This window comes from Streptococcus dysgalactiae subsp. dysgalactiae (genome assembly GCF_900459225.1).
GTDB classification, from domain to species: Bacteria; Bacillota; Bacilli; order Lactobacillales; family Streptococcaceae; genus Streptococcus; species Streptococcus dysgalactiae.
The window spans coordinates 866,633-882,970 of sequence record NZ_UHFH01000003.1; the positions used below are offsets into that span (position 1 = coordinate 866,633).

Consider the following 16,338-nt stretch of genomic DNA (forward strand, 5'->3'; position numbering starts at 1 on the left):
AGATTCTTTGAAAGAAATTAGTTAGCTGTTTGAAAGGAAGACAATTTCAATCTTTCAGACCAAGCTGTCTTGGATTATTTAATGTCGTCCTGTGAGGCGACAAATCGAAAAAGAGGAGAGGAAAAAGGAGCACTAGTGTGGGGGAGAGTGAAAAAATCAAGTATTGGCATTAGCTAATAAGATTTTGTAAGTCCTTCTACGCTAGTCTCTTTCATAATAATAAGTATGCCAAAAAGAAAAGATATTCATAAAATTATGGTAATTGGTTCTGGCCCCATTGTTATTGGCCAGGCTGCTGAATTTGATTATGCGGGAACACAAGCCTGCTTGGCTCTAAAAGAAGAAGGTTATCAGGTCATTCTTGTGAATTCAAATCCAGCTACCATTATGACAGACAAAGAAATTGCAGATAAGGTTTATATTGAACCTTTAACCATTGAATTTGTGAGTCGTATTCTTAGAAAAGAAAGACCAGATGCTCTATTGCCAACCCTTGGAGGGCAGACGGGGCTTAACATGGCAATGCAATTATCTAAGGCTGGTATCCTTGAGGAATTGGGGATTGAATTATTAGGAACCAAATTATCTGCGATTGATCAAGCAGAAGACCGTGACCAGTTCAAACAACTGATGGAAGAATTGGAACAGCCAATCCCGGAATCAGAGATTGTCACCAGTGTTGAAGAAGCAGTTGCTTTTGCTCAAACGATTGGTTACCCCGTTATTGTACGTCCGGCTTTTACTTTAGGTGGTACAGGTGGTGGTATGTGTGCCAATGAGAATGAGTTGCGAGAAATTGCTGAGAGCGGACTAAAATTATCTCCTGTCACCCAATGTCTAATCGAGCGTTCAATTGCTGGTTTCAAAGAAATTGAATACGAAGTGATGCGAGATAGTGCTGACAATGCCTTGGTTGTTTGTAACATGGAAAATTTTGATCCTGTTGGTATTCATACAGGAGATTCTATTGTTTTTGCACCAACTCAAACCCTTTCTGATAGTGAGCACCAAATGCTACGCGATGCTAGTCTAAACATTATCCGAGCCCTTAAAATTGAAGGGGGATGTAATGTGCAATTGGCGCTAGATCCACATAGTTTTAACTATTATGTGATAGAGGTTAATCCTCGCGTGTCACGTAGCTCCGCCTTAGCTTCAAAGGCGACGGGTTACCCTATTGCCAAGTTAGCGGCTAAGATTGCTGTTGGACTTACGCTTGACGAAATGATTAATCCAGTGACAGGGACTACCTATGCCATGTTTGAGCCAGCTTTGGATTATGTGGTGGCTAAAATTCCACGCTTTCCATTTGATAAATTTGAGCAGGGTGAACGTCGTCTGGGAACACAAATGAAAGCAACTGGAGAAGTCATGGCCATCGGGCGAAACATTGAAGAGTCATTGTTAAAGGCTTGTCGTTCTTTGGAAATTGGGGTCTTTCATAACGAAATGTCAACACTAACTGCTGTTAGTGATGATCAGTTAATGGCTAAAATTGTGAAAGCTCAAGATGATCGTTTGTTTTATTTATCAGAAGCTTTGCGTCGTGGTTACACCATTGAAGAACTCGCCTCTTTGACAAAAATAGATCTCTTTTTCTTAGATAAGTTACTTCATATCATTGAACTAGAGTATGAATTGAAAGCAGTTCCTGATGATCTCGATAAGTTAAAAAAAGCTAAGCGTTATGGCTTTTCAGACCTGAAAATTGCAGAGCTGTGGCAGGTAGACGAAACTCATGTTAGGGAGTTGAGATTGGTCAATGGAATTGTTCCTGTCTATAAGATGGTGGACACCTGTGCAGCAGAGTTTGATGCTAAAACACCTTATTTTTACTCAACCTACGAGTGGCAAAATGAATCGACACTATCTGATAAAGAATCAGTACTTGTCTTAGGTTCTGGCCCCATTCGTATTGGTCAAGGAGTTGAGTTTGACTATGCAACAGTGCATTCGGTTAAAGCCATCCAAGAAGCAGGCTATGAAGCTATTATTATGAATTCGAATCCTGAAACAGTCTCTACAGATTTTTCAGTGTCAGATAAGTTGTATTTTGAACCACTGACCTTTGAAGATGTCATGAATGTGATTGATTTAGAGCAGCCTAAAGGTGTCGTCGTTCAGTTTGGTGGACAAACAGCTATTAATTTAGCACAGGCTCTTTCCGAAGCGGGTGTGACGATTTTAGGAACTCAAGTGGATGATTTGGATCGGGCAGAAAATCGAGATCAGTTTGAAAAAACGCTGAAAGCATTAGGCATCCCACAACCACCAGGTCAAACAGCAACCAATGAAGCAGAAGCCTTAGCTGCCGCTAGTCACACTGGTTTCCCTGTTTTAGTCAGACCGTCATATGTTCTTGGCGGTCGAGCTATGGAGATTGTGGAAAATGCAAAAGATCTTCAACGTTATATGAAAACGGCAGTCAAAGCCAGTCCAGAACACCCAGTTCTGATTGACTCCTATATTGTTGGTAAAGAGTGCGAAGTAGATGCCATTTCAGATGGAGAGTCGATATTAATTCCTGGAATTATGGAACACATTGAGAGAGCTGGTGTTCATTCGGGAGATTCAATGGCGGTTTACCCACCGCAAGGATTATCCAAACAGATACAAGAAACCATCACAGACTATACCAGACGTTTAGCCATAGGACTAAACTGTATTGGCATGATGAATATTCAATTTGTCATTAAAGATGAGCAGGTGTATGTGATTGAAGTCAATCCACGCGCAAGTCGTACCGTACCTTTCCTATCCAAAGTCACAAATATTCCAATGGCCCAAGTAGCTACAAAATTAATTTTAGGGCAAAAATTAAGAGATTTAGACTATGGGGATGGTCTTTACCCAGAGAGCCAGCTGGTTCATATCAAAGCACCTGTTTTCTCATTTAGTAAATTGACTCAGGTAGATAGTCTTTTGGGACCTGAGATGAAATCAACAGGGGAAGTTATGGGGTCAGATGAAAATATTGAAAAAGCTTTGTATAAAGCATTCGAAGCAAGTTATTCCCATTTACCAGAATATGGTCACATTGTTTTTACCATAGCAGATGGTAGCAAGGCAGAGGCATTGGAGTTGGCGAAACGTTTTCTTGCGATTGGCTATCACATTGTTGCCACTCAAGGTACAGCAACTTATTTTACTGAACGAGGGCTAGAATCACAGGTGGTTGCTAAAATTGGCGATACCGCAAATGACATTCCATCCTTGGTTCGAAGTGGACAGGTTCAGGCCATTATTAATACAGTTGGCACTAAGCGCAAAGCGGATAAAGATGGCCAATTCATTAGACGTTCAGCTATTGAACAAGGAATTCCACTGTTTACAGCTTTAGACACAGCTGAGGCGATGTTAACAGTTTTAGAAAGCCGTTCCTTTAGAACACAAGCCATTTAAGGCTCAAGCCCTTTTTAAGTATTCTTAGAGGGGCTTTCTCTATTGTTTTAAGAACTAAGTGACAAAAGTGTAAGGTAAAAATGCTTAAAAACAACTATAATAGAAGAAAAGGCAACTAATTTGAGCATGATTTTTGTTGGGAAGATGAAGAATTTCTTGACAAGAATTGAAAAAGGTCATATACTTGTCTTATAAAAATAGTACAAAAGGGGAGGACAGAAATGTCTCAAAAAAGAAAATTTAATATGTCAAATAAAACTAAAGGGATTTTAGGTGCAACAGCACTATCTTTAGTATTAATTGGGGGAATTTTATGGAAGCAACATCAAGATACTTTATCAACTAAAGCAATGAAAGAGCCCTATTCAACAGTTAATGTAACAGAAGGGAATGTTGCTTCTTCAACCTTACTTTCAGGTACTGTCAAAGCCCTTTCAGAAGAATATATTTATTTTGATGCCAGTAAAGGATCTGATGCAACAGTAACCGTAAAAGTTGGAGATCAAGTAACCAAGGGTCAACAGTTAGTTCAATATAATACAACGATACCACAAGCAACTTATGATGCTGCGGTTAGAAATCTTAATAAAATCGGTCGTCAAATTAATCATCTTAAAACCTATGGAGTTCCTGCAGCTACAGTAGAAACAAGTACTAATGAGGAAACAGGTGAAGAAACTACAACAACTATTCAACCATCTGCTCAACAAAATGCTAGCTACAAACAGCAGTTGCAGGATTTAAATGATTCATATGCTGATGCTCAGTCTGAAGTTAATAAGGCACAAGTAGCACTAAATGACACTGTCGTTGTCAGTGGTGTTTCAGGTACTGTCGTAGAAGTTAATAATGATATTGATCCTTCTTCTAAAAATAGCCAAAAGTTAGTTCATATCGCCACAGAAGGGCAACTTCAAGTCAAGGGAAGTCTAACAGAATATGATTTAGCTAATGTTAAAGTTGGTCAACCAGTTAAAATCAAATCAAAAATTTATGCCGATCAAGAATGGACTGGAAAAATTAATTATATTTCAAATTATCCGACAGACTCTAGCAACAGTGGTACTGGAGCAGGAACTACAGGAGGATCAACTAATGCTAATTACGATTATAAAATTGATATTACAAGTCCTCTGAATCAATTAAAACAGGGCTTTACCGTTTCTGTTGAGGTTCTAAACGAAACAAAACATATGTTGGTTCCTGTTACTTCGGTTATTAATAAGAATAAGAAACATTATGTGTGGGTTTATGATGATAGCACAGCTAAAGCTAAGAAAGTGGAAGTGACTCTAGGGAATGCTGATGCTGAAAAACAAGAGATCAGTCAAGGTTTGAAGGTTGGAGATATTGTTATTGCTAACCCTGATAAGCAAATTAAAGAAGGTGACAAATTGGAAGATGTTATTTCAGCAGATATTAAGGCATCAAAAGATTCTAATGAAAAAAACAAAAAATCAGAGGTGAATAAGTAGTGCCGGATAGAAAAAAAGAATTAATGCGATTAACAAATATTGTTAAGAGTTATCGAAACGGTGATCAACATCTTAAGGTCTTGAAAGGTATAGACTTAACAGTATATGAAGGTGATTTTCTAGCAATAATGGGACCATCTGGCTCAGGGAAATCTACCTTGATGAATATTATTGGCTTGTTAGATCGAGCAACTTCTGGAGATTATATCTTAAATGGAACAGCAGTCGAACTCCTTAGTGATCGAAAACTTGCTCGAGTTCGAAATGAAGAAATTGGGTTCGTTTTCCAACAATTTTTTCTTTTAGCAAAATTAAATGCTCTTCAAAATGTTGAGCTACCTCTTATTTATGCTGGATATAGTATATCAAAGCGTCGTGAACGTGCTAAAAAATTCTTAGAAAAAGTAGAACTTGGTATGCGCATGAAACATTTACCGTCAGAGTTATCAGGTGGACAAAAGCAAAGAGTGGCTATTGCTCGTGCTCTAGTCAATAATCCCTCTATTATTTTGGCAGATGAACCAACAGGCGCGCTTGATACGAAAACAGGTCAGCAAATTATGGAGCTTTTGACAACTTTAAATAAAGAAGGTAAAACGATTATTATGGTAACCCATGAACCTGAGATTGCTGACTTTGCAACGCGTAAAATTATTATCCGTGATGGTGAGATTACCACTGATACTACAGGAAGTGTCAGAATTGAATAGGAGGAAATTTAATGGAAAATTGGAAATTTGCTCTTAGTTCAATTTGGGGGCATAAAATGCGTTCAATCCTAACTATGTTGGGGATTATTATTGGAGTATCAGCTGTTGTGATTATAATGGGGCTGGGAAATGCCATGAAGAAGGGTGTCACGGATACTCTTTCAAATAATCAGAAGGAACTTCAACTTTATTACAAAGCAAAAGACGAAGATGAAGATTTATATGCTATTTCCGACTCTAATCAAAGTAATCATCCAGTTAAAAGTGAATGGTTGGATCAAATTACTAGAGAGATTAATGGGATTGATACTTATTATGTCACCAACAGTGCTTCAGCAACTATTTCTTATGAGAAAAAGAAGATGGACAATGTTACTATTACAGGTGCTAGTCAAGATTATTTTAAAGTGAAGAACTACGATATTGTAGCAGGTCGTACCTTAAAGGTATCTGACTATCACAATTTTTCTCGTATCGTTTTATTGGATACAGTCTTATCAGATGAGTTGTTTGGTAAAGATAATTATAAGAATGCCTTGAATAAGGTTGTTAATGTTGGAAATAAAGATTATCTTGTTATTGGAGTTTACAAATCTTCACAAAACTCTATCATGAAGGGAGGATTAATTGGGAGTGCTGTCATGGCCAATACTCAGGTGGCATCTGAGTTTAACGCTAAAGAGGTTGATTCTATCTATGTTCATGTGCGTGATATTCGTCAAAGCTTAACATTAGGGGAGAAAGCTGCTCAAATGTTAACAAAATTATCACGTGTTAAAGAAGGTAAATATGCTGTTCTTGATAATAGTAAACTAATCAAGGAAATCAATACTCAATTTGGCGTTATGACGACCGTTATTGGTTCTATTGCTGGAATTTCTTTATTGGTTGGTGGTATAGGAGTTATGAACATTATGTTAGTCTCAGTTACTGAACGTACCCGAGAAATTGGTTTACGTAAAGCCTTAGGAGCTACTCGATTAAAAATTCTTGCTCAGTTTTTGATTGAATCCATAGTGTTGACTGTTACAGGAGGGTTACTAGGATTACTATTAGCCCAACTTGGAGTTGCCCCTTTAGCAACGGCTTTAAATCTTAAAGGAGCATCAGTTTCATTTGATGTTGCTCTTGTTGCCATTTTATTCTCAGCATCTATTGGAATTATTTTTGGAATATTACCTGCTAATAAGGCAAGTAAGTTAGATCCAATTGAGGCTTTGCGTTATGAATAGATTTGGTATCTCGTATGCCTTTATAAAAAAATTTTAAAAGGGACTGGGTGTCTTATCAATTTTATTATAGTTAGCCTTGGCTGTCTATCTGGTGAGGCAACTCGATATTCTTAACAATCCCAATGCCTTAGCCTATACTGTCAAAGACCATGTAGTGATTGGTTCGATTGGTTTTTTCACCCTAAAAATTATCCAAGTGGTAATTCCTATCATTCCTGATGGGGTTACCACAGTCGTTGGTTTTCTCGCTTTTGGACCTGGATTAGGATTTTTGCTCAAAGTTGCAGGGATTTGTATTGGTTCGTCACTATTATTTAAAACGGAAGAACAATTGGACTATTACGAGAGAAAATTATTGTCAAAAACGTTTGAAGTCTTTTTGTCTTAAATATGCTTTCCCCACTTGTACCAGTAGACGCATTGATTATGATTACGGGATTAAGTCGCATGAGTTACCGTAAATTCCTGATAATCATCCTCATCTGCATACCAATTTCCATTATTACATTTAGTTATTTTGGGATTTATTGTGGAGAGGTCATAAGGCGTCTGTTAATGACTTCTTAATTCCTAGCTGAACTTCGTTCAACTAGGAGTTTTTGAGTGATATGCTTATTGTTTAAACAAAAGGAGATTAATCCATGAAACTCTTGTCTGATTTATTATCGACCATGTCAAAAATCAGATTCTCTTGGTTATTAAAGGCCAGTGTCTTTCAGTTATTATTTGTAACCATTGCTAACTTTGTATTATCCGAGTTTTTCTATATTATACTGGGAGTAACTGGACAATATCATTTAGATAAAGACAATTTTTTTACTTTTTTGAAAAATCCTCTAGCACTGGCTTTATTATTTTTGTATTTATTGTTATTTGCTGCCTTTATCCATCTTGAATTTTTTGCGCTTTATCGGATTATAGCAGATCAAGAGATTAGCGTTAGAGGTATTAAAAAGCGATTTTCTTATTATTTGAAGCGCATTTGGAAGATATTCTCCGGTTATCAATTAATTCTTTTTGTAGGCTATATCTTGCTGACTATCCCAGTCTTGCACCTAGGGTTATCTTCAGTCATCACTGAAAAACTTTATATTCCAGAATTTATCGTAGGGGAACTGTCGAAAACAGCAACAACTAAATATTTGTTATACGTCGCCTTTGCTTTTTTGTTTTATCTTAATTTACGCTTGATTTATTTTTTACCCTTGTTAGCCATTAAGCATCGAACAGTAAAAGAGGCTATGCTAGAAAGTTGGCTAAGAACTAAGGGGTATCAGTTTTCTTTAGTGATTCGTCTACTAGCTGTCAGTGCTGTCACCTTTTTGTTTTCATCAACCGCTATTTCGATTGTTTTAGCCCTAGTATATTTCTTTAATCCTAGTGGTAATCAGGTGATTATACAAACCATTTCCTTAACTATTATCTGGGAATTAATCTTTTTTGCGACGATTTTCTTGAAGCTTTGCTCTGCTATTATTTTAAAAGAAGATATTGCACCTCAAAAGAATGGGATTATCCTAAAAAAGTAACCAAACGAACCAAGGGCTACGCCTTCTTATTTGTGCTGTTGACCTTAGGATTTGCTTATCAGTCATTGGAAAGATTGGCCTTCTTTCAAAGCCCAACTCCAAAAGCTGTCATCGCTCATCGTGGTCTTGTTTCAGCAGGTGTGGAGAATTCTTTAGAGGCGCTAGAAGGTGCTAAAAAAGCAAAAAGTGACTATGTTGAGCTAGATTTAATCTTAACTAAAGACAATCGCTTTGTTGTGTCGCATGATAATCATCTGAAACGATTAGCAGGTCTTGATGAAGATATTCGTCATCTAACCTTAGCAGAAGTGGAACAGTTACGTATTCAGCAGGGCAAGTTTTCGAGTCATTTCGTTTCTTTTGAAACGTTTTACAAAAGAGCTAAGAACTTAAAGATGCCCCTCTTGATTGAATTAAAACCAACAGAATCTGAGCCTAACAATTATGTCGACCTCTTCCTAGAAGAATACCATCGTCTCGGCATTAGTAAGGAAAATAAGGTTATGTCACTTAACTTGAAAGTCATGGAAGCTATCAAAAAGAAAGATCCTTCTATTACAGCTGGGTATGTTATTCCTATTCAATTTGGCCTTTTTGGAGATGAAACGGTTGATTTTTATGTGATTGAAGATTTTTCATACCGTTCTTATTTGTCGACACAAGCTTTTTGGAAGAACAAAGAAGTCTATGTTTGGACCATCAATGATTCTAGTCGGATAGAACATTATTTGCTCAAACCTATTCAAGGAATTATCACAGATAAGCCAGGTTTAACCAGATATTTAGCTAAGGATTTGAGGAAAGATATGTCTTATTTTGATCGGTTAACTAGGATTATTAGCAGCCTCTACTAGATTTTAAAAACTGTCAAGAAAAAAACTTGACAGCTTAAAAAAACTACGATATACTAGTCCATGTAAGAAATGAGCAAGGCTCTATTTCTTGACAGAACTATTAAAAAGAAAAGAGATATGATAACAATGGCAGTTAAAATTCGTTTAACTCGTATGGGTTCTAAGAAAAAACCTTTCTACCGTATTAACGTTGCAGATTCACGTGCACCACGTGATGGTCGTTTCATCGAAACAGTTGGAACATATAACCCACTTGTAGCTGAAAACCAAATCACTATAAAAGAAGACCGTGTTCTTGAGTGGTTGGCTAAAGGTGCACAACCTTCTGATACAGTTCGTAACATCTTGTCAAAAGCTGGTGTTATGGCTAAATTCCACGACCAAAAATTCTCTAAATAATAAAAGCCTATGGATACCATTGAAAATCTTATTATCGCTATTGTGAAACCTTTGATTTCACAACCAGATAATCTTACCATTAAAATTGAAGATACTCCTGACTTTTTAGAGTATCATCTTGACTTGGATGCTCAAGACATCGGTCGTGTTATCGGAAAAAAAGGTCGTACTATTACAGCGATAAGATCGATTGTCTATTCGGTTCCAACTGCAGGGAAAAAAGTTCGTTTAGTTATTGATGAGAAGTAGTATCTCATTGGGAATAAAGTAGAACAGATGTCTGTTAATCGTGGTTAGCAGACTTTTTTTGTTGCTCTCAAATTGATTGTTTGATGAAAAGGCTTAGTTATTAGCTTGCTTTTAGCCACATATAGTTTATCAAATATTAAAAAATTAACTGATTAAGCAAATGGTGGTATGATTAGCTTAGCCCTATGGGGACACTAATCAAAACTTGTGAAGTAATCATTTACTGAACAAGATATAAAAGGAAATCTAATGATTAAAATTCATAAACGCGTCATAAGCCTAATGGCTGTAACAGCGCTATCAAGCTTGACTTTGGCGAATGCTGCTATGACATAAACTGTTCAAGCTGAGACGCCTGTTCATTCTACAGTACTGGAAGCTCCAGCAAGAACATTTCAATTTTTAGCAACAGTTGTTGACAGTAAAGGTCAAGCTTTATTTAGTCATTTACCAATTAATAGAAGCCTTAGCGTTTCAGTTGATGGTGTGGTTAAAGGTTATACTATTCGTACTAGCCAAGCCAATAGTCAATTAGCAGCTAGTTTTACTGCTCAAGGTGTAGGACAAGGCATTTTTGACTATACTAAAACACCTGTAGATGTTTACGTACGTAATCAAGACGCTGAAGCAATTGTTGACAAAGCAGTGACCTTAAAAGATAGCTCAGGTAATCTTGTTGAAACAGTAACAACAGGTAAAGATGAGCTAGCTCGTTTTACTAAAGGCCTAATGGATGGTACGTTTTATGCTGTCTTTATGGATGACAAAAAATGAGCGAAACCATTCCAGGTATGCCAGTTAATGTGGCTCTTGATACAAGCAAAGGACAGGCAACAGAACAAACCAAAGCAACAGGTTTTAACTTCCTTGTAACTATTTTAGACAAAGAAGGTAAAGTTCTTGAAGGAAAAGAAGTTGCTTTGTCTGATATTACAGATGGGAAACCACTTCCTCTTAAAGCTGCAAAGACAAATGCAAAAGGCTAAATTCTATTTGAGCAATTACCATTATCACGTAATATTAGTGTGACATTTGATGGTAAATTACAAGGATATATTGTTAGAACAGACCAAAATGGACATCTAAAAGAAGAAGCCTTTTATGCTGAAGGAAAAGGAAGTGTGGCACCAGAATATACGAAAAAACCATTGACGATTATTGTTCGTGATTCAGGTGGAAATGGTCTTGTTGGTCAAACGGTGACTTTAGTTAATGATCTTGGCCAAACAGTTGGCTAGATGACAACTGATGCAAAAGGGAAAGTAACTTTTGTTAACCAGTTGATGGATGGTATGTTCTATAATTACCTGGTTAGTGGTATTAAAATGGATACTGTGACACCAGGAAATGACATCAGTGCCTACTTGAAAACTAGTCAAATTAAGAAAGCTGATGAGAAGCCAATGCTTGAACTGTCAGACAAAACAGACGTTTCAAAACAAAAGGATAAGGCTAAAGGTATGGATACCCAAAAAACAGTGGCGCCTGTAAAACAAGAAGATAAAACCCTTCTTAAAGCAGATGATAAAGGAGTTGCTTTAGTCAGCTTGATTGGTTTTGTTATCTTAGGAATTGCAGGCATGCTTACCTTGACAAAGGCAAAAATGAAACCATAACCCCCTATCTCTCTTAAAACTATTTCTTGATCTGAACGATAGTATTCAAAAGGGATTTTATGTGTGTTAGTGCCTCTATTTTATACGAAAAATGAACCAAGCTAACTAGGAGATGAAAAAATTTTCTACCACTAGCCACGTTTAGAAATGAGAAATGGCCTATGATATAGCTGATGCCCTTTCTTTTGAAAGAGAAGGGAGAAAATTGTTAACCAGAAGTGCAAAATAGGTTATAACGTGTTAAAATAGTAAATGGTTTGGTTTTAACCGTAATTCCTTTTATAGGAACTTATGAAATCATGATAAACCACCCAGGTGGTACGAGATAACGAGCGAACGATTGAGGAGTTAGTATGGAATATTTTAACGTTGGGAAGATTGTCAATACCCAAGGACTACAAGGAGAAATGCGTGTATTATCGGTCAGTGATTTTGCTGAGGAGCGCTTTAAGAAGGGATCGCAATTGGCTTTGTTTGATGAGAAAGACCAGTTTGTTCAAGAGGTCACGATTGTTAGCCATAGAAAGCAAAAAAACTTTGACATCATCAAATTTAAAGACATGTATCATATTAATGCTATTGAAAAGTACAAGGGATACACTTTAAAGGTCTCAAAAGACAATCAAGGGGATTTACAAGAAGGAGAATTTTATTACCATCAGATTATTGGCATGGCTGTTTACGAAAAGGATGTCCTTATTGGACATATTAAGGAAATCTTGCAGCCAGGTGCTAATGATGTTTGGGTAGTGAAGCGTCAAGGAAAACGAGACTTGTTATTACCATATATTCCCCCAGTAGTTCTTAACGTAGATGTTCTTAACAAGCGCGTGGATGTTGAATTGATGGAAGGCTTAGACGATGAAGATTGATATTCTAACCCTTTTTCCTGAAATGTTTGCCCCTCTAGAGTATTCCATTGTAGGCAAGGCAAAAGAAAAAGGATTACTTGACATTCACTACCATAATTTTCGAGATTATGCTGAAAAAGCTCGACATGTTGATGACGAACCCTATGGCGGTGGGCAAGGCATGCTCTTGAGGGCACAACCAATTTTTGACACCATTGAACACATCCAAGCTCAAAAACCGCGGATTATCCTCTTGGATCCTGCTGGAAAATCCTTTACTCAGGCTCATGCTGAAGAATTAGCTCTTGAGGAAGAGTTAATTTTTATTTGTGGTCATTATGAGGGCTATGATGAGCGCATTAAGACCTTAGTCACAGATGAAATATCGTTGGGAGATTTTGTCCTAACTGGTGGGGAATTGGCAGCCATGACGATGGTGGATGCAACTGTTCGGCTAATTCCAAATGTGATTGGCAAGGAAAGCAGTCATCAGGATGATTCCTTCTCCTCAGGGCTTTTAGAATACCCTCAATACACTAGACCTTATGACTACCGAGGGATGACGGTGCCAGATGTTTTGATGAGTGGGCACCATGAGCGTATTCGATTGTGGCGTTTAGAAGAAAGTCTCAGGAAAACCTATTTGAGAAGACCAGATTTACTAGAGCAGTACGAGTTTTCTGAGGAAGAGCGCAACTTATTAGCTAAGATAAAAGCAGAATTGATTCAAGGAGAAGACTAATGGAAGAAATAGAATATGATATAACCATCATTGGTGGTGGTCCAGTAGGTTTATTTACCGCTTTTTATGCAGGGCTCCGAGGTATGAGGGTAAAAATCATTGAAAGTTTATCAGAACTAGGTGGTCAACCCGCCATTCTTTACCCAGAAAAAATGATTTATGATATTCCAGCCTACCCAGCTTTGACAGGAGCAGAATTAACAGAGAATTTGCTCAAGCAGTTGAGTCGTTTTGAAGATCGTACAACAATTTGTTTAAAAGAAGAAGTCTTGTCTTTTGAAAAGGTTGAAGGTGGTTTTTCGATTACCACTAATAAGGCAGAGCACTTTTCAAAAGCGATTATCATTGCTTGTGGAAATGGCGCTTTTGCACCACGGACATTAGGGTTAGAAGGGGAAGAAGACTTTGCTGACCATAACCTGTTTTATAATGTCCATCAGTTGGAACAATTTGCAGGCCAAAAAGTTGTGATTTGTGGTGGTGGGGATTCGGCTGTGGATTGGGCTTTGGCTTTAGAAAACATTGCTGAAAGTGTTACAGTTGTCCACCGCCGCGATGCATTTAGAGCACATGAACACAGTGTGGAATTGTTGAAAGCCTCAACGGTTAACCTCTTAACACCTTATGTGCCAAAAACATTGAAAGGAATTGGAAACCTAGCTGAAAAGCTAGTCATTCAAAAGGTTAAAGAAGAAGAGACAATGGAGCTTGATGTGGATAGTATCATTGTGAGCTTTGGTTTTTCAACCTCTAATAAAAATTTGAAAAATTGGAACCTCGACTACAAACGCTCCAGTATCAATGTCACTCCGCTTTTCCAAACCAGTCAAGAAGGTATTTTTGCTATTGGGGATGCGGCAGCTTATGATGGGAAAGTTGATTTAATCGCTACTGGATTTGGTGAGGCACCAACAGCCGTTAATCAAGCCATTAACTATATTTATCCAGATCGAGATAACCGTGTGGTGCATTCAACATCTTTAATTGACTAAAGAGTTAGGGTTACAATCTCGTCGTTAGAGAGGAACGTTCACTTACTAGGCTGATACTTGTTCTAAGGGGGAGAGCCCTTTTGTCAAGTGTTCGTGACAAGTCTAAGGCATTGTGATAAAATAGACATTGTGAAAAAATGTGATAGTTTTCACAGGATAATACATTACAATGAAAAGGGGTCTATCATGACAACAACAGATAAAGAGACATTTAGTTCTTTTATGAATAAGGTCTTGGCGGGTACAGCGATTGCTATCGTTGTGGCGCTCATTCCAAATGCTATTTTAGCAACTTTTTTAAAGCCGCTTCTGCCAAATGCAGCAGCAGAATTTTTACACATTGTGCAAGTCTTCCAATTCTTCACACCTATTATGGCAGGGTTTTTGATTGGTCAACAGTTTAAGTTTAACCCAATGCAACAGTTGGCGGTTGGTGGAGCAGCCTATATTGGTTCTGGAGCCTGGGCTTATACTGAGGTTGTTCAAAAAGGTGTTACAACAGGCACTTTCCAACTTAGAGGTATTGGGGATCTCATCAATATGATGATTACAGCTAGCCTTGCGGTTTTAGCGGTTAAGTATTTTGGGAATAAATTTGGCTCTTTAACCATTATCTTGTTACCAATTATTATCGGAACAGGTGTTGGTTACATTGGTTGGAAGTTATTGCCTTATGTGTCTTATGTGACAACGCTAATTGGGCAAGGGATTAATTCCTTTACAACCTTACAACCTATTTTAATGTCTATTTTGATTGCAGTTGCCTTTTCGCTTATCATTGTTAGTCCGATTTCAACAGTGGCTATTGGTTTAGCTATTGGTTTAAATGGAATGGCTGCCGGTGCTGCGTCTATGGGAATTGCATCAACAGCTGCAGTTCTTGTTTGGGCAACACTCAAAGTTAATAAGTCAGGTGTACCAATTGCTATTGCACTTGGGGCTATGAAAATGATGATGCCAAACTTCTTAAAACATCCTATCATGGCTATTCCAATGGTGGTCACTGCAGCAATTAGCTCATTAACAGTACCATTGTTTAATCTTGTTGGGACACCAGCTTCATCTGGTTTTGGTTTGGTTGGTGCAGTAGGACCAATTGCTTCTTTAGCAGGTGGTAGCTCAGTACTTATTATTATCCTTGCTTGGATTGTTGTACCATTTGCAGTTGCATTTGCAGCGCATAAGGTTTCTAAAGATATTCTAAAACTTTATAAAGAAGACATTTTCGTCTTTGAAGGCTAATAGGAGGAAAACATGTTAGTTTATATTGCTGGCTCAGGTGCCATGGGTTGCCGTTTTGGTTACCAAATTTCAAAAACAAATAATGATGTGATTTTGTTAGACAACTGGGAAGATCATATCAATGCCATTAAAGAAAACGGGTTGATTGTAACAGGTGATGTGGAAGAAACGGTTAAACTTCCTATCATGAAACCAACCGAAGCAACTCAAGAAGCCGATTTAATTATCTTGTTTACAAAAGCAATGCAGTTGCCACAAATGCTTCAAGACATTAAAGGTATTATTGGAAAAGAAACCAAAGTGCTTTGCCTTTTAAATGGCCTTGGACATGAAGACGTTATTCGTCAGTACATTCCAGAACACAACATTTTAATGGGAGTTACTGTCTGGACAGCTGGATTGGCAGGTCCTGGTCGTGCTCATCTTCAAGGTGTGGGAGCACTTAACTTACAAAGCATGGACCCAAGCAATCAAGAAGCTGGACACCAGGTGGCTGATTTGTTAAATGAAGCTAACTTGAATGCGACTTATGATGAGAATGTTGTGCCAAACATCTGGCGAAAAGCTTGCGTGAATGGTACCATGAACTCAACTTGTGCCCTTCTAGATTGTACAATTGGTGAATTATTTGCCAGTGAAGACGGTCTCAAAATGGTTAAAGAAATCATTCATGAGTTTGTTATCGTTGGTCAAGCAGAAGGTGTTGCCTTGAACGAAGACGAAATTACAACTTATGTCATGGACACTTCTGTTAAGGCTGCCCACCATTACCCATCAATGCACCAAGATCTTGTTCAAAACCATCGCCTGACTGAAATTGATTTTATCAATGGAGCTGTCAATACCAAAGGTGAGAAACTGGGCATTGATACCCCATATTGCCGCTTGATTGCACAGTTGGTACATGCCAAAGAAGCTATTTTAAAGATTAACTAATTTAAAAAGATTTGAAAAGCTCATCACATTAGGATTAAATCCTTTGTGAAGGGCTTTTTTAGGTTTGATACTTTCTTTCAGCTTATCGAAGTTATGGGTAAGAAAAAAG

General features: G+C 37.6%; 15 protein-coding genes and 2 pseudogenes. All 17 read left to right on the forward strand.

Annotation, left to right across the window (positions count from 1 at the left end):
* The first annotated feature begins 225 nt into the window (after window positions 1-225).
* The 17 genes and pseudogenes from carB to DYD17_RS04750 all read left to right on the forward strand — a co-directional run bounded on the left by carB (window position 226) and on the right by DYD17_RS04750 (window position 16,229).
* A complete protein-coding gene (gene carB / locus DYD17_RS04685) occupies window positions 226-3,402 on the forward strand; it encodes a carbamoyl-phosphate synthase large subunit (RefSeq protein WP_115252799.1) in 3,177 nt (1,058 codons plus the stop codon).
* 245 nt (window positions 3,403-3,647) lie between these two features.
* Window positions 3,648-4,877 carry an efflux RND transporter periplasmic adaptor subunit gene (locus DYD17_RS04690; RefSeq protein ID WP_374188324.1) on the forward strand — a complete coding sequence of 410 codons (1,230 nt, stop codon included), beginning with the start codon at window positions 3,648-3,650 and terminating at the stop codon, window positions 4,875-4,877.
* 23 nt (window positions 4,878-4,900) lie between these two features.
* Complete coding sequence (locus DYD17_RS04695) at window positions 4,901-5,587, forward strand: ABC transporter ATP-binding protein (RefSeq protein WP_115253255.1); 687 nt, start codon at window positions 4,901-4,903, stop codon at window positions 5,585-5,587.
* 11 nt (window positions 5,588-5,598) lie between these two features.
* Window positions 5,599-6,819: an ABC transporter permease gene (locus DYD17_RS04700; RefSeq protein ID WP_115245802.1), complete on the forward strand. Its 1,221-nt coding sequence runs from the start codon at window positions 5,599-5,601 to the stop codon at window positions 6,817-6,819.
* 43 nt (window positions 6,820-6,862) lie between these two features.
* Window positions 6,863-7,386, forward strand: a pseudogene (locus tag DYD17_RS04705) (TVP38/TMEM64 family protein).
* Between the two features lie 74 nt (window positions 7,387-7,460).
* Window positions 7,461-9,202: pseudogene (locus DYD17_RS04710) on the forward strand (glycerophosphoryl diester phosphodiesterase membrane domain-containing protein).
* Between the two features lie 126 nt (window positions 9,203-9,328).
* A complete protein-coding gene (gene rpsP / locus DYD17_RS04715; protein ID WP_003050242.1) occupies window positions 9,329-9,601 on the forward strand; it encodes a 30S ribosomal protein S16 in 273 nt (90 codons plus the stop codon).
* A gap of 9 nt (window positions 9,602-9,610) precedes the next feature.
* The gene (locus DYD17_RS04720) at window positions 9,611-9,850 is read left to right on the forward strand and encodes a KH domain-containing protein (RefSeq protein ID WP_003050244.1); all 240 of its coding nucleotides are present in this window, start codon (window positions 9,611-9,613) and stop codon (window positions 9,848-9,850) included.
* Window positions 9,851-10,336: 486 nt separating this feature from the next.
* Window positions 10,337-10,624 carry a hypothetical protein gene (locus tag DYD17_RS11120; protein WP_236593283.1) on the forward strand — a complete coding sequence of 96 codons (288 nt, stop codon included), beginning with the start codon at window positions 10,337-10,339 and terminating at the stop codon, window positions 10,622-10,624.
* Window positions 10,621-10,836: a hypothetical protein gene (locus DYD17_RS11125; RefSeq protein WP_236593282.1), complete on the forward strand. Its 216-nt coding sequence runs from the start codon at window positions 10,621-10,623 to the stop codon at window positions 10,834-10,836. The genes DYD17_RS11120 and DYD17_RS11125 overlap by 4 nt, the downstream gene beginning before the upstream one ends.
* A 39-nt stretch (window positions 10,837-10,875) precedes the next feature.
* Window positions 10,876-11,088 (forward strand): hypothetical protein, encoded by a 213-nt coding sequence (locus tag DYD17_RS11130; protein ID WP_226313911.1) that lies wholly within the window; start codon window positions 10,876-10,878, stop codon window positions 11,086-11,088.
* The gene (locus tag DYD17_RS11135) at window positions 11,089-11,466 is read left to right on the forward strand and encodes a hypothetical protein (protein WP_236593281.1); all 378 of its coding nucleotides are present in this window, start codon (window positions 11,089-11,091) and stop codon (window positions 11,464-11,466) included.
* A gap of 353 nt (window positions 11,467-11,819) precedes the next feature.
* A complete protein-coding gene (gene rimM / locus DYD17_RS04730) occupies window positions 11,820-12,338 on the forward strand; it encodes a ribosome maturation factor RimM (RefSeq protein WP_003050247.1) in 519 nt (172 codons plus the stop codon).
* Complete coding sequence (gene trmD, locus DYD17_RS04735; RefSeq protein WP_115252801.1) at window positions 12,328-13,059, forward strand: tRNA (guanosine(37)-N1)-methyltransferase TrmD; 732 nt, start codon at window positions 12,328-12,330, stop codon at window positions 13,057-13,059. Before rimM ends, trmD begins: the two co-directional genes overlap by 11 nt.
* Window positions 13,059-14,051, forward strand: coding sequence for an NAD(P)/FAD-dependent oxidoreductase (locus tag DYD17_RS04740; RefSeq protein ID WP_115252802.1), 993 nt, complete (start codon window positions 13,059-13,061; stop codon window positions 14,049-14,051). The genes trmD and DYD17_RS04740 overlap by 1 nt, the downstream gene beginning before the upstream one ends.
* Before the next feature lie 186 nt (window positions 14,052-14,237).
* On the forward strand, window positions 14,238-15,293 hold the full coding sequence (locus DYD17_RS04745) for a PTS transporter subunit IIC (RefSeq protein ID WP_115252803.1): 1,056 nt from the start codon (window positions 14,238-14,240) through the stop codon (window positions 15,291-15,293).
* Window positions 15,294-15,305: 12 nt separating this feature from the next.
* Window positions 15,306-16,229, forward strand: coding sequence for a 2-dehydropantoate 2-reductase (locus DYD17_RS04750; protein WP_115252804.1), 924 nt, complete (start codon window positions 15,306-15,308; stop codon window positions 16,227-16,229).
* The last annotated feature ends 109 nt before the right edge of the window (window positions 16,230-16,338 follow it).